Source organism: Pseudomonas sp. yb_2 (genome assembly GCF_043103905.1).
GTDB lineage: Bacteria > Pseudomonadota > Gammaproteobacteria > Pseudomonadales > Pseudomonadaceae > Aquipseudomonas > Aquipseudomonas alloputida.
This window is the reverse complement of the sequence record NZ_JBICKH010000034.1, coordinates 75,597-88,577: the sequence shown is the minus strand read 5'-3', so window position 1 is coordinate 88,577 and position 12,981 is coordinate 75,597. Positions and strand designations below refer to the sequence as shown.

Here is a 12,981-nt window from a genome sequence, read left to right as displayed (position 1 = left end):
ACGCGAGCATGAACAAAAAGACTCGCCCTGCTTACTTGGGGGTAGTGCTGGGGGTAGCGCTGATCGGCCTGGGCGTGGCGTACGAAAAGCTATGGTGCGACCCGCGCGAGCTGTTGCAGGAACGGGGCGGCTCGCAGGCCTTGCACCGGCTCAGCCGGGACGGCGTGAACGTGGAGTTCGAGGCCCGGCCATTAGCCGGCGGCGAACTGAAGGAGGGCGGCTTCGCCAACATCCGCTTCAAACTCAGCGACCAGACCAGTGGCCAACCGCTGTCGGGCATGGCCCCGGGGGCGTGGATCGACCCGGCACAGTCGGCCCCGGCCGGGGACCGCGAGCAGAGCTGCAAGGCGCGGGTGGCGCTGTTTCTCAAGAGCAGCATCGGGGCCCGGCCGCTGCTCGACCTGAACAGCTACTTCTTGCTGATGCTGAACAATGACGCCAGCCTGACAGTGATCGACCCGACGGTGTCGGTGGGGGGCGTGACCAGCACCATGGCGCGCATCGAGCTGCCAGGGCGGCCCATGGACTGGGCGGCCACCAGCGACGACAAGCAGGTTTTCGTGTCGATACCCGAGCGGGGCAAGGTCTCGGTGATCGATACCGAAACCTTCACCCGCGTGGCCGACCTGGACGCCGGCGACCAGCCGCTGCGCGTGGCCCTGCAGCCGGACCAGCATCGGCTGTGGGTTGGCAACAACAGCAGCGACCCGGCCAAAGGTGGGGTAACAGTGATCGACGTGCCGGGGCGCAGCGCCATGAAGCACTTCAACACCGGTACCGGGCACCACGAAATCGCCTTCAGCGCCGACTCGCGCTATGCCTACGTCAGCAATCGCGACAGCGGCACCCTGAGCGTCATCGACATCCCGGAAATGCGCCTGGCCAAGACCATCAAGGTGGGCCCGCACCCGCTGTCGGTCAGCTATTCGGCGCTGTCCCAGGCCGTGTACGTGGTCGATGGCGAGGAGGGCAGCGTACGGGTGTTCGATGCCCGCAGCCATCAGTTGCGCCACACGGTCCAGGCTGAACAGGGCCTGGGGCCGATGCGCTTCAGCCATGATGGCCGCTACGGCATCGTGCTCAATACCCTTGAGAACCAGGCACTGGTCATCGACGCCAGTACCGACAAGCTGATCCACCACATCCCGGTGGCGGCCGAACCGTACCAGCTGACGTTCACCAAAGGCTATGCCTATGTGCGTGGCCTGGCCTCGCCGAAAGTGAGCATGATCAATCTGGCCAGCCTGGGCGAGGGGCGTTCGCCCATCGTGCAAGGCTTCGAGGCTGGCCCCGCAGCACCGCGCCAGGCCGGTGACCTGCCACTGGCCCAGGGGCTGTCGGTATCGCGTGATGACAATTCGGTGTTCGTGGTCAACCCGGTGGACAACACCACCTACTTCTATGCCGAAGGCATGAATGCACCGATGTCCGGCTACAACAACCGCGGTCACCAGGCCCGCGCCGCCATCGTCGTTGATCGCAGCCTGCGCGAAGTGGCCCCCGGGGTGTATGGCTCGACAGTGAAGCTGCCCGCCGCCGGCAAGTTCGACGTTGCATTCCTGCTCAACCAGCCGCAAATCATTCACTGCTTCAGCACCGAGGTGGCCGCAGGGGCCAGTGCCAGCGAACGCAAAGGTGCGCGTGCCGAGTTCATCGGCCTCGACCAGCCGCTGCCGCAGCACAGCGACTTCACCGCGCGGGTGCGTATTGTCGGTGACGACGGGCAGCCGCGCCTGGGCCTGAACGACCTGAGCCTGCGCTACTTCCTGGCGCCATCGTCGATGCCGCGCAACCTTCGGTTGCAAGAGGTGGGCGAGGGGGTCTACCAGGCGGCGCTGAACTTGCCTGAGGCCGGCGCCTGGTACCTGCATGTGCAGTCGCCCTCGTTGGGGCGCAAGTTTGCCGAAGAAAACTACACCAGCCTGCGCGTTCTGCCGGCTGCTGCAACCAACGCTTCCCAGACTGACGTGAGGAATGTGCGATGAACGCCAAGCCTGCTTGCACACTGTTGGCCCTGAGCCTGGCATTCGCCAGCCACCTGGCCATGGCCCACGCCGGTCACGAGCATGACGGCCATGCCGGGCAGCCCCCGGCGGCGCACCAGGAAAAGACCAGTGTGCGTTTTGCCGATGTGTCGCTGCTGAACCAGGACGGCATGCCGGTACGCCTGGAGAAAGACCTGGTGGGTGACCATCTGGTGGTCATGGGCTTCATTTACACCAGCTGCACCACGGTATGCCCGGTGGTGTCGTCGATCATGGGCAAGGTCCAGCAGCAGCTGGGCGGCCGGGTAGGCGAGGAGGTTCGCCTGGTGTCGATCAGTGTCGACCCTCAGCGTGACGACGCCAAGCGCCTGCAAAACTATGCCAAGGCATTCCAGAAAGGGCCGGGCTGGAGCTGGCTGACCGGTACCCCGTACGCCATCACCGAAACCCTGAAGGGGCTGGGCAGCTTCAACGCCGATCTCAGCCAGCACCCGCCGCTGATACTGGTGGGTGACGGGCGTAGCGGGCACTGGACGCGTTACTACGGCTTCACCGACCCGGGCGTATTGATCGAAGAAATCAACCGCCTCAGTGCGCGCCGGGTACATGCCAAGAGCACCGCCATTGCCGACCATCACGAGGTGCAACCATGAGCACTGCAACCTCCCACCGCGCTGGCATGCGCGCATTCGACTGGCTGGTACTGGGTGGCTGCCTGTGGATCCTCACGTCGGTGGCGTTCGCCCACGAAGGCCATGCGCCGCAAGCCCCCGAGCCGCAGCCAGCACCGCAGGCGATGGCCAGTGGTGGCGGTACCCGCGACGCCAAGACCTGGTTCACCGACACCGTGCTGAAGGACCAGAATGGCCGCGAGCTGCGCTTTTACAGTGACGTGCTCAAGGACAAGGTGGTGATGCTCAACGTGATCTTCACCCATTGCACCGATGCCTGCCCGTTGATCACCCGCAAGCTGCGCGAGGTGCGCGAGGCCATGGGGTCAGCCCTGGCCGCCCAGGTGACCTTCGTGTCGATCAGCAGTGACCCGCTGAACGACACCCCCGAGGCGCTGAAGGCGTTCGCCGCCAAGCAGGGGGTGGATGGGCCGAACTGGTTGTTCCTGACCGGTGACAAGGCCAATGTCGACCTGGTGCTTGGCCGTATAGGGCAGTTCCTGCCGAGTCCCGAGCAGCATTCGACGCAGCTGATTGCCGGTGATGTTGCAGGTAAACGCTGGAGCAAGATTCGCCCGGATGCACCGCCAGCGGCGATTGCCCAGCGCATGCAGCTGTTGACCCAGCCGCTGGCAGGTCGGTGAGTATCATGGGCCGCCTGGTGAGTTGGCCTCTGTGGCATCCGCTGTTGTGGGAGCGGCCTTGCGTCGCGAAAGGAGCGCGCAGCGCTCCCCTCTTTCTGCGCTTGAGCTGCCACTGCCGGGGCTGCTGCGCAGCCCTTTCGCGACGCAAGGCCGCTCCCACAGGGCTTGCGATATGGCTTACCTGCGTGCTTGGCATGGCAACTTCGACCTCAGCCCTGGCCCTGGACCTGACCGACCACGAACAAGCAGGCAAACGCCTTTACCGCGAGGGCGTCTCCAGTAGCGACGCTCAATTGCAAGCCCGGGTCGGCGCCAGCGATATCACAGTCCCCGCCAGCGTGCTGCCCTGCGCCAGTTGCCATGGCAACGACGGCCGTGGCCGTGCCGAAGGCGGTGTGCGCCCCCCCGGCCTCGACTGGCAACGCCTGGCACTCGGTCAGGGCCCGCGCGAGGCCAACGGCCGCCGCTATCCGGCCTACACCGACAGCAGCCTGGCGCGGGCCATCCAGCAGGGCATCGACCCGGCTGGCAATCGCCTCGACCCGGCCATGCCACGCTTCGAACTGACCTTGGCCGACCAGCGCAACCTCACCGCCTATCTCAAACGCTTGGCCGATGAACGCGACCCTGGTGTGGAGGAGGGCGTGCTGCGCCTTGGCACGCTGCTGCCCGCGAGCGGTCCGCTGGCCGAAGCCGGGCAGGTGGTGCGTGCCGTGCTGGAAGACGGCGTGGGTCAACTCAACCAGCAAGGCGGCATTCACGGGCGGCGCCTGGAACTGGTCGTACTAGACCCAGGTTCCGACCCGGTCAGTGCCGAACGCGCCTTGCAACAGTTGCTCGAGCAAAAGCGGGTGTTCGCCCTGATCGCGCCATTGGCGCCCATGCTCGACCAGCGCCTGACGACCTTGCTGGCGCCACAGAACGTGCCGATGGTCGGCAGCACCCCGCGCAGCGGCGGCAGCGCACAGGTCTTCGACCCGCTACCCGGCTTGCCCGAGCAATTGCTGAGCCTGGCAGAGCACGCCCGTGTGGCGCTGGGCCTAGCCCCGGATGAGTTACGTGTGGTGTATGCCGGTAACGAACACGCCGCGTTGGCCGAGCAGGTGCGCGAGCGTTTACGACAGCAGGGCTGGGCGCCACCCGCTATCCAGGCGTTCGACGGCCAGGCGGTGGACGGGCAGGGCATCGTCTTCCTTGGCCGCGCCCAGGCCTTTGCCGAGTTGGCGGCGGCGTTGCAGGTGGCCGGCCGCGAGCCCTACCTGTTCGCTGCTTCCAGTCAGGTAGCCGGCGCTGTGGCGCGCTTGCCGGCGCAGTGGTCGCAGCGGCTGTTTCTGGCCTACCCCTACGTGCCTGAGGACTGGACCGAGCAAGGCCTGGCTGCGCTCGCCGGGCTGCAGCAGCGCCAGGGCCTGGATCCGCGCCAGGCGTCATTGCAGGTCAATACGTTATGCGCGTTGCGCCTGCTGAGCGAAGCGCTGAAGCAGATTGGACGGGATGCCAGCCGCGAGCAACTGATTGCTGCGCTCGAAGGCCTGCACGATGTGCCCACCGGCCTGACCCCGGCACTGGGCTTTGGCCCTGGTCGCCGCCAGGGCATGGCAGGTGCCCATGTGGTGGCGGTGGCCCTGCCCGGGCCACGCTTTACTTCGGTCAGCCCCTACCGGCCAGTGCCGGCCAGCCCTTGAGCGGAGGTTGTCATGCGGATCGTGTGGTTGTGCCTGTTGCTGGTGCTGACCAGCGTGAGCTGGGCCGATGTGCCGGCGGCGCGGGTCAATGGTGTCGAGATCGGGTTGATGCGCCTGGAGCGCTACTTCAGCGAGTACCTGGACGCCCAGGGTAGGGCGGTGACCAGCATCCGCAACCCAGGCCTGTATAAACGCCTGCGCGACCAAGCGTTGGACGAGCTGATCGACAAGGAGCTGTTGTGGCAGGAAGCGCAACGCCAAGGTATTGCTGTCAGCGATGAGCAAGTGTCGGCGCAGGTTGGCGAGATCGAAGCGGCATTTGGCAGCCCGGCGTTATTCGAAAGGCGACTGGCAGAGGCGGGCTTCGACAGGGCGCAGTACACTGAATACACCCGGCATGAGATGGCGGCCCAGCAAGTGTACGCCCTGCTCAGCGCAGTCGACGCGCCGAGCGAGGGCGAAGTGGAGGCATTTTTTGATGCCAACCAGGACAGACTGCAAGGAGCGCAGAACCAAAGTGATAATCCATTGGTCATACGCGAACACGGCCTGGCCTTGGCTCGGGCAACGCTCATCGGGCAGCGGGAGGCGCAGGCGCGCCAATCCGTGCGCCAACGTTTGCGCGAGTCCGCTAAAGTGGAAATCGCCGACTGAGGCCGTTGAGGGCGCTTCCCCCAATGCTGGGGAATTAAGGTTTGGCAATATGCCATCATTTTCCCCGCTTGTGGGGAACGGGTTGGGTGTGCCTGTTCAGCGTCTGTCAGTTGCTGGCCGGTACCTTAGTAAAATCAGTGGTTTACAGTGGTGCAACATGACTATTCACGCCTGGCACGAAGCCTGCTCAAGTCTCTACAAGGGCGTACTTCGCAGACCGGGGAACCGGGCAGTATTTGGGAGTCGACCTTGGTGAACAGAGTATTGGTAGTCGATGACGAACAGACTCTTGCGCAAAACCTGCAAGCGTATCTGCAGGCGCAAGGCCTGGAAGTTCATGTTGCCCACGACGGTGCCAGTGGTATCGAACAGGCTGAAAGCCTGGCACCGCAAGTAGTTGTGCTGGATTACCGCCTGCCCGACATGGAAGGTTTTCAGGTTCTGGAGGCTGTACGCAAGAACAGGCAATGCCACTTCGTGCTGATCACCGCCCACCCCACCGTCGAGGTGCGTGAGCGGGCCGCCGAACTCGGAGTGAGTCACGTCCTGTTCAAGCCGTTCCCACTGATGGAGCTGGCGCGTGCGATCTTCGACCTGCTGGGCATCGAGCGCCGGCGCAGGGCCACGGACAACCCGGCCGAAGGGTTCGTCGAACGACGCCAGAACAGGAACGAATCGTTCCCCCTGCAGTTGTACGATGGAAGCTGGGTGTTGGCCGACCGCCGCCGTAACGGCGCCAAGCCACCAGGGCCCGACGACGATCAACTGCTCACAGGGGAATAGCGGCGCCCGCACCCCTGGCCGAGCCAGCCTGCGACGCGCCCCTGAGCGGAGTCGCAGGCCATGCCAGAAGCATTCGATGCAACCCCGGAATCTGCAAAGCCTGCACCGACGTCTTCGCGGGCATGCCCGCTCCCACAGGATGTATGCAGCCCACAGACCTGTGATGTACCTGTGGGAGCGGGCATGCCCGCGAAGAACCCAGCAAAAATTTCCGCCTACCCCCGCGACCTGCTGGCCCAGGCCCGTCTGCAAGCCACTGACGAGCGCCTGCTCGACTGCCTGGAACGCCTGGCCTGCGACACCCCCGACACCTTCACCCGGCGCCTGGGCCTGACCCTGCATTACCCGGTACTCGACAGCCGCAGCCTGCTGGCCAGCACCCCACGCTTCGACAAGGTGGCCTTGGCCCAGTGCATCAAGCGCGAATGTGTACTGATCGAGCAAGGCGGCCAGTTGCTGGGCGTGTTCGCCGACCCCTTCGACCCCGCTCGCCTGGCCTGGATCGACGACGTACTGCAAGGCGCGCCGCTTTACCTGGCCCACGCCGCCGACCTGGCCACCTTCCTGGCCCGTCATGAAGAAAGCTTCCACGCAGTCGATGCCCTTGACCACGACGCCGAAGCCAGCAGCGAGGGAGACCCGCTGCAACGCCTGTCGCTGGCCAGTATCAGCGAAGACCAGAGCCGCGTGGTCAAACTGGTCAACTCCACCCTGTACGACGCCCTCAAGCTGCACGCCAGCGACATCCACCTGGGCATGACTGGCCAGGGCCTGACCATCAAGTACCGCATCGACGGCGTGCTCAACGGTGCCGGCAAGGCCAGTGGCAGCGCCTTCGCCGACCAGGTGATCTCGCGCATCAAGGTCATGGCCGAGCTGGACATCGGCGAAAAACGCGTGCCCCAGGACGGCCGCTTCAAGGTGGCCGTGGGCGACCGGCAAATCGACTTTCGGGTGTCGATCATGCCTAGCATCTTCGGTGAAGATGCCGTGCTGCGGGTGCTCGACAAGCAGGACTTGTCCGACCGGGTCAGCGGCGTGCAGCTGCAAGCCTTGGGCTTTGCCGACGAGACCTTGCGCGCCCTGCGCCGGTTGGCGGCAGAACCCTACGGCATGATCCTGGTTACCGGCCCTACAGGCAGCGGCAAGACCACCACCCTGTACGCCATGATCAGCGAGATCAACCATGGTGTGGACAAGATCATCACCATCGAGGACCCGGTCGAGTATCAATTGCCCGGCGTGTTGCAGATCCCGGTCAACGAGAAGAAGGGCCTGACCTTCGCCCGCGGCCTGCGCTCGATTCTGCGTCACGACCCGGACAAGATCCTGGTCGGCGAAATCCGTGACCCCGACACGGCCCAGATTGCCGTGCAATCGGCGCTCACCGGCCACCTGGTGTTCACCACCATCCACGCCAACAACGTGTTCGACGTGATTGGCCGCTTCAGCCAGATGCAGGTCGACCCCTACAGCTTCGTTTCCGCGCTCAATGCGGTACTGGCCCAGCGCCTGATTCGCCTGGCCTGCCCGCACTGCGCCACGCCCTGCGAACACGATGACGACACCCTGTATGGCTCAGGCTTGACCCGCGAGGGGGTGGCCGGCTGGACGTTCGTCCGCGTCAAGGGCTGCGGCCACTGCCGTGGCAGTGGTTACCGCGGCCGCAGTGCCATTGCCGAACTGCTGCACCTGGATGATGACCTGCGGCAAATGATCGTGGAGCGCCGCCCGCTGGCGCAGATCAAGACGCTTGCCTGCCAGCGCGGCCTGCGCCTGCTGCGGGCCTCGGCTCTGGACCTGGTCCGCGATGGCCGCACCACCCTTGAGGAGATCAACCGTGTCACATTCATCTGACCGTTACTGCGCCGTATTGGGCGCCGAGGGTGTCGGCCTGGGTCGCTGCCACAAGAACCACCACCAATGGCTGGGCAGCCGCGCATTCAGCAGCGACGCCACCCAACCGACCTGGGATGCTGCTGTTGACGGGCTGGCCGCACTGCTGGCCGAGCATGCGGTACGTGGCGCCCAGTTGCGGGTGCTGCTGTCGGCCCGCTACAGCCGCTTCTGCCTGGTGCCCTGGAGTGACGCCATCGGTCACCCTCGCGAGCTGGACGCCTATGCCCGCGCTTGCTTCGAAAACCTCTACGGGCAGCCGTTGGACGACTGGCGCATCGTGCTGTCACCGGAGCCTGCCGGTGCCGCCCGCATCGCCACGGCGCTGCCCGAAGCCTTGCTGCAGCGGCTGCAGGCACTGGGCCGGGAAAGCCGCCTGAGCCTGCGTTCGGTGCAGCCATACCTGATGGCTGCATACAACCGTTGCTGGTCACAGCTGGAGCAGGGTGACTTTCTGTTCGTGCTGGCCGAGCCGCGCCGCAGTGTATTGCTGCTGGCCGCCGGCGGTGCCTGGCAGCAAGTGCTGGCGCAAGGCTGCGCTGACAGCGACCAGGCCCTGCAAGCACTGATCGAGCGTACCTGTGAGCTGTACGGCGAGCACCTGCCGCGGGTGTACCTGCATGCCCCGGGCCGCTGCGACGTGCCGCAACTGGCGGCCGTGCAATTGTGCCAGCCGGCCAGCGAAGCCGACCCGCTGTGCGCCATGTGGCGGGCGGTGGCCTGACATGCGCCGCCTCGACCTGGAATTCCAGCCACGGCGCAGCGGACCGTTGGTTTGGTCGCTGCTCGCCCTTGCCTGCGCCATGGTCGCCGGCCTGGGGCTGCTGCAGCAACGCTTGCAGACCGAGCAAGTGGCGCTGGAAGCCAACGTCCATAGCCTGGAACTGCAACTGGGCCGCCGCCCGGCCATCGCACAACCCAAGAACAGCGCTGCCAGCCGGGAGCAGGCTGAGCGCCTGGCACAAATGCGCAGTGTGTCGCAGCAACTGCAACGTCCTTGGCAGCAACTGTTCGCCATGCTTGAAGCCATGCCGCAGGACGACGTCGCGCTGCTCGGCCTGACGCCGGATGCGCGCAAGGGCCAGGTGCGCATTGCCGCCGAGGCACGCAACCTCGAAGCGATGCTGCAGTACCACCAGCGGCTGGAAGCCAGCGATGAGCTCAGCGACGTATCGCTGCTCAACCACGAGGTACTCGCTGCGCGGCCCGAGCACCCGGTGCGCTTCACCCTCACCGCCACCTGGGAGACCGGCCATGCGCGCCCTTGAATCGTTCAGCAGCCTGATCCTCCAGGAGCGCCTGCGCGTTGTCGGCCCGGTAGGCCTGGCTGCCGTAGCCGTAGGCCTGCTCGCCATTGGCGTGGGGTGTGCCGGCGTGCTGCCGCAATGGCAAAGCGTACGCGAACTGCGTGTCACCGAAGCGCAGGCCAGCGAACAGGTAGGGCGTGTCAAGCGGGGTGAGCTGAAGATTGCGGTCCAGCCCGAGCAGCAGGCCCTCGACAGCCTGCGCCAGCAACTGCCCGGTCAGCCCCAGGCCAGCGAGTTGATCGAGCGTCTGTACCGTCTGGCCAGCGCCGAGCGCATCAGCTTGGCCCGCGGTGAATACGCGTTGGGTATCGACCCCAAGACCCAGCTGGCCCGCTACCAGATCGTGCTGCCAGTGCGCGGCAGCTACCCGCAGATTCGCGGCTTTATCAAGGGCCTGCTCAAGCAACTGCCGACGCTGGTGCTGGAAGACCTTGAGCTGCAACGCAAGCGCATCGGCGACAGCGAGCTCAATGCCCGCCTGCGCATGACCCTTTATCTGTCGAGGTCGTGATGAACACACAACGTGCAGTCATCTGGGCCGGCTTCCTCGGCGTGAGCGCGGCGCTGGCCTGGGCACCGGACCATTGGTTTGGCCAGGACGATGGCGTCGCGGCCTTCGCGGGTAAGCCCGCTCCTACAACAGAAAGCGCTGCGTCCATTGTAGGCGCGAGCTTGCCCGCGAAAGGGCCGGAACAGGCCTCCCGCGACCTGTTCCCAACCCAGCAATGGACCCAACCCAAAACCCTGGCCACGGTCACCGAACAACCCGTGATGACCGCACCTGTCGTCGCCGCGGCCCCGACGGCCCCGGAACTGCCTTTCCAGTTCATCGGCCGCATGGGTGACCGCGACGACCTGCAGGTCTTCCTGCAGAGCGGCGAAAAACTCTACGTCGTGCGCCAAGGCGACGTGATCGAAGACACCTATCGCCTCGATCGGGTATCGGCCAACGAGCTGAACCTGGTCTACCTGCCTTTGCACCAGTCGCAGACCTTGTCTGTCGGGAGCGCACCATGAAGTCGTCAAAGCTGTGCAAGCCTGCTCCGTTTCTGCTCGTGGCGCTGTGCGTGGCCATTGCCGGTTGCGGCTCCAGTGCGGTTCGCCAGGACAGCGACCAGCTGATGAAAGAGGGCCAGTACGAGGCCGGCATCGCTCGCCTGGAAGAGGCCCTGCGCGACGATCCGCGTGATACAGAGCTGAATATCGCCCTGGCCCACAGCCGCCAGGCGGCGGTCGAGGCCCTGATTGGCCAGGCCGACAGCGACCGCGTCCGCCATGACTTCGCCAATGCCCGGATGGGCTACGGCCGGGTGCTCACCCTGGAGCCGAACAACCGCCGCGCCCAGGAAGGCATTCGCCAGCTGGAGCTGATCCGCACCCTGGACGAACGCGTAGCGCTTGGCCAGGCGGCGCTGCGTCAGGGCGACCTGTTCGGTGCCGAACGCTACATGCGCGAAGTCTTGCGTCTGGACCCGCAGAACCAGAAGGGCATGACCCTGCGCAGCGACATCGAAAACGTGCAGGCACGCACCGCGCAGCCGTACCCGCAATTGCGCAGCAAGCTGGAGCGGCCGGTCACCCTGGAGTTTCGCGATGCCAACCTGAAGACCATCTTCGAAGTGCTGTCGCAGGTGGCCGGCATCAACTTCATCTTCGACAAGGACCTGCGCCCGGACATGAAAGCCACCATCTTCGTGCGCGAGGTGCGCATCGAGGACGCGATAGCGCTGCTGCTGGAACAAAACCAGCTGCGCCAGAAGATCGTCAACGACAACACCGTCATGGTCTACCCCGATTCGCCGCAGAAGACCAAGGACTACCAGGAACTGGTCATGCGCACGTTCTACTTGACCAGCATCGACGCCAACACCGCGTTGAACATGGTCAAGACCATGCTCAAGACCCGCGACGTGTTCGTTGACGAGCGCCTCAACACCCTGACCATGCGCGACACTTCGGACGCGGTGCGCATGGCCGAGAAGCTGCTGCAGTCGCAGGACCAGTCCAACCCCGAGGTGGTGCTGGAAGTGGAGGTGATGGAGGTGGCCACCTCGCGCATCCTCGACCTTGGCCTGCAATGGCCCAACACCTTCGGCGTGCTGAGCGACGATGGCAACCCGGTCAGCGTGCTCGACCAGCTCAAGGGCATCAACTCCAGCCGCATCAGCATTGCGCCTGCGCCGCAGGCCAAGATCAACGCCCAGGACAAGGACATCAACACCCTGGCCAGCCCGGTGATCCGCGTCAGCAACCGCGAGCAGGCGCGCATCCACATCGGCCAGCGGGTACCGATCATCAGCGCCACCTCGGTGCCGTCGACCCAAGGGCCGGTCATTACCGAGAGCGTCACCTACCTGGACGTCGGCCTGAAGCTAGAAGTGCAGCCCACCGTGCACCTGAACAACGAAGTGGCGATCAAGGTGGCGCTGGAGGTCAGCAACGCCACCCCGCTGGAGGCCACCCGCCAGGGCACCATCCCGGTCCAGGTCGACACCCGCAACGCGCAGACCAGCCTGCGCCTGCACGACGGCGAAACCCAGGTGCTGGCCGGCCTGGTGCGCAACGACCACAACGCCAGTGGCAACAAGATTCCCGGCCTTGGCGACATCCCGGGCCTGGGCCGGCTGTTCGGCAGCAACAAGGACGACATGAGCAAGAGTGAGCTGGTGCTGGCGATCACCCCGCGCATCGTGCGTAACCTGCCGTACCAGAGCCCGTCGGACATGGAGTTTTCCACGGGCACCGAGTCGGCCATGCAGGTGCGCCAAATGGCGCCACTGCCGCCGATGGACGTGCCTGGTAATGCGCCGACCACTGAAGAACCGGTCGTGGACAGCCAGATGGCGGTCGCCCCGGTCAACGGGAGCCCCCGGCCATGAGCGCCCGGCGTCGCATGCAAGGCTTCAGCCTGATCGAGGTGGTGCTGACCCTGGCACTGCTCGGCTTGCTCGCCAGCATGGCCGCGCCGCTGACCGAAACGGTGGTACGCCGCGGCAAGGAGCAGCAACTGCGCGAGGCGCTGTACCAGATTCGCGACGCCATCGATGCCTACAAGCGGGCCTTCGACGCCGGCTACATCGAGAAGCGCGTCGATAGCAGTGGCTACCCGCCGAACCTGCAGGTGCTGGTAGAGGGCGTGCGCGATGTGCGCAGTGCCAAGGGCGCCAAGTTCTACTTCCTGCGGCGTATCCCGCACGACCCGCTGGTGGCGGCAAAGGATGAAGACGAAGGCGGCTGGGGCCTGCGCGCCTACGACAGCAGCCCCGACAACCCGCGCGAGGGCGAAGACGTGTTCGACGTGTATTCCAGGGCCCGCGGCAAAGGCCTGAACAATATCCCTTACGGGCAATGGTGAC

General features: G+C 65.3%; 13 protein-coding genes. All 13 read left to right on the top strand.

Going from position 1 to position 12,981, the window contains the following annotated elements:
* Window positions 1–8: 8 nt before the first annotated feature.
* The 13 genes from ACF8FB_RS08440 (at window position 9) to ACF8FB_RS08380 (ending at window position 12,980) form a co-directional block, all read left to right on the top strand.
* Window positions 9–1,985 (top strand): cytochrome D1 domain-containing protein, encoded by a 1,977-nt coding sequence (locus ACF8FB_RS08440; protein ID WP_350297975.1) that lies wholly within the window; start codon window positions 9–11, stop codon window positions 1,983–1,985.
* Complete coding sequence (locus ACF8FB_RS08435) at window positions 1,982–2,638, top strand: SCO family protein (protein WP_392509750.1); 657 nt, start codon at window positions 1,982–1,984, stop codon at window positions 2,636–2,638. The genes ACF8FB_RS08440 and ACF8FB_RS08435 overlap by 4 nt, the downstream gene beginning before the upstream one ends.
* The gene (locus ACF8FB_RS08430) at window positions 2,635–3,300 is read left to right on the top strand and encodes an SCO family protein (protein ID WP_392511202.1); all 666 of its coding nucleotides are present in this window, start codon (window positions 2,635–2,637) and stop codon (window positions 3,298–3,300) included. The genes ACF8FB_RS08435 and ACF8FB_RS08430 overlap by 4 nt, the downstream gene beginning before the upstream one ends.
* A gap of 194 nt (window positions 3,301–3,494) precedes the next feature.
* Complete coding sequence (locus ACF8FB_RS08425; RefSeq protein ID WP_061405662.1) at window positions 3,495–4,985, top strand: ABC transporter substrate-binding protein; 1,491 nt, start codon at window positions 3,495–3,497, stop codon at window positions 4,983–4,985.
* A 12-nt stretch (window positions 4,986–4,997) separates the two neighbouring features.
* Entirely contained in the window at window positions 4,998–5,639 is a 642-nt protein-coding gene (locus ACF8FB_RS08420; RefSeq protein ID WP_010954348.1) for a SurA N-terminal domain-containing protein, read from the top strand.
* 249 nt (window positions 5,640–5,888) lie between these two features.
* The gene (locus tag ACF8FB_RS08415) at window positions 5,889–6,422 is read left to right on the top strand and encodes a response regulator (protein WP_019437656.1); all 534 of its coding nucleotides are present in this window, start codon (window positions 5,889–5,891) and stop codon (window positions 6,420–6,422) included.
* Between the two features lie 183 nt (window positions 6,423–6,605).
* Window positions 6,606–8,279 carry a GspE/PulE family protein gene (locus tag ACF8FB_RS08410; RefSeq protein ID WP_350297970.1) on the top strand — a complete coding sequence of 558 codons (1,674 nt, stop codon included), beginning with the start codon at window positions 6,606–6,608 and terminating at the stop codon, window positions 8,277–8,279.
* Complete coding sequence (locus ACF8FB_RS08405; RefSeq protein ID WP_392511201.1) at window positions 8,263–9,042, top strand: hypothetical protein; 780 nt, start codon at window positions 8,263–8,265, stop codon at window positions 9,040–9,042. Before ACF8FB_RS08410 ends, ACF8FB_RS08405 begins: the two co-directional genes overlap by 17 nt.
* A gap of 1 nt (window position 9,043) precedes the next feature.
* Window positions 9,044–9,586, top strand: coding sequence for a pilus assembly protein (locus tag ACF8FB_RS08400; RefSeq protein ID WP_392511200.1), 543 nt, complete (start codon window positions 9,044–9,046; stop codon window positions 9,584–9,586).
* Complete coding sequence (gene pilO, locus ACF8FB_RS08395; RefSeq protein WP_010954343.1) at window positions 9,573–10,136, top strand: type 4a pilus biogenesis protein PilO; 564 nt, start codon at window positions 9,573–9,575, stop codon at window positions 10,134–10,136. The genes ACF8FB_RS08400 and pilO overlap by 14 nt, the downstream gene beginning before the upstream one ends.
* Window positions 10,136–10,642, top strand: coding sequence for a hypothetical protein (locus tag ACF8FB_RS08390; protein ID WP_049587706.1), 507 nt, complete (start codon window positions 10,136–10,138; stop codon window positions 10,640–10,642). The genes pilO and ACF8FB_RS08390 overlap by 1 nt, the downstream gene beginning before the upstream one ends.
* Entirely contained in the window at window positions 10,639–12,504 is a 1,866-nt protein-coding gene (locus ACF8FB_RS08385; RefSeq protein WP_392511199.1) for a secretin N-terminal domain-containing protein, read from the top strand. Before ACF8FB_RS08390 ends, ACF8FB_RS08385 begins: the two co-directional genes overlap by 4 nt.
* The gene (locus tag ACF8FB_RS08380) at window positions 12,501–12,980 is read left to right on the top strand and encodes a type II secretion system protein (RefSeq protein WP_010954340.1); all 480 of its coding nucleotides are present in this window, start codon (window positions 12,501–12,503) and stop codon (window positions 12,978–12,980) included. Before ACF8FB_RS08385 ends, ACF8FB_RS08380 begins: the two co-directional genes overlap by 4 nt.
* The last annotated feature ends 1 nt before the right edge of the window (window position 12,981 follow it).

Bases quoted from the DNA above. Each gene is read 5' to 3' on its own strand.
- ACF8FB_RS08440 (WP_350297975.1), top strand. From the start codon at position 9: ATGAACAAAAAGACTCGCCCTGCTTACTTGGGGGTAGTGCTGGGGGTA.
- ACF8FB_RS08435 (WP_392509750.1), top strand. From the start codon at position 1,982: ATGAACGCCAAGCCTGCTTGCACACTGTTGGCCCTGAGCCTGGCATTC.
- ACF8FB_RS08430 (WP_392511202.1), top strand. From the start codon at position 2,635: ATGAGCACTGCAACCTCCCACCGCGCTGGCATGCGCGCATTCGACTGG.
- ACF8FB_RS08425 (WP_061405662.1), top strand. From the start codon at position 3,495: ATGGCAACTTCGACCTCAGCCCTGGCCCTGGACCTGACCGACCACGAA.
- ACF8FB_RS08420 (WP_010954348.1), top strand. From the start codon at position 4,998: ATGCGGATCGTGTGGTTGTGCCTGTTGCTGGTGCTGACCAGCGTGAGC.
- ACF8FB_RS08410 (WP_350297970.1), top strand. From the start codon at position 6,606: ATGCCCGCGAAGAACCCAGCAAAAATTTCCGCCTACCCCCGCGACCTG.
- ACF8FB_RS08400 (WP_392511200.1), top strand. From the start codon at position 9,044: ATGCGCCGCCTCGACCTGGAATTCCAGCCACGGCGCAGCGGACCGTTG.
- pilO (WP_010954343.1), top strand. From the start codon at position 9,573: ATGCGCGCCCTTGAATCGTTCAGCAGCCTGATCCTCCAGGAGCGCCTG.
- ACF8FB_RS08390 (WP_049587706.1), top strand. From the start codon at position 10,136: ATGAACACACAACGTGCAGTCATCTGGGCCGGCTTCCTCGGCGTGAGC.
- ACF8FB_RS08385 (WP_392511199.1), top strand. From the start codon at position 10,639: ATGAAGTCGTCAAAGCTGTGCAAGCCTGCTCCGTTTCTGCTCGTGGCG.
- ACF8FB_RS08380 (WP_010954340.1), top strand. From the start codon at position 12,501: ATGAGCGCCCGGCGTCGCATGCAAGGCTTCAGCCTGATCGAGGTGGTG.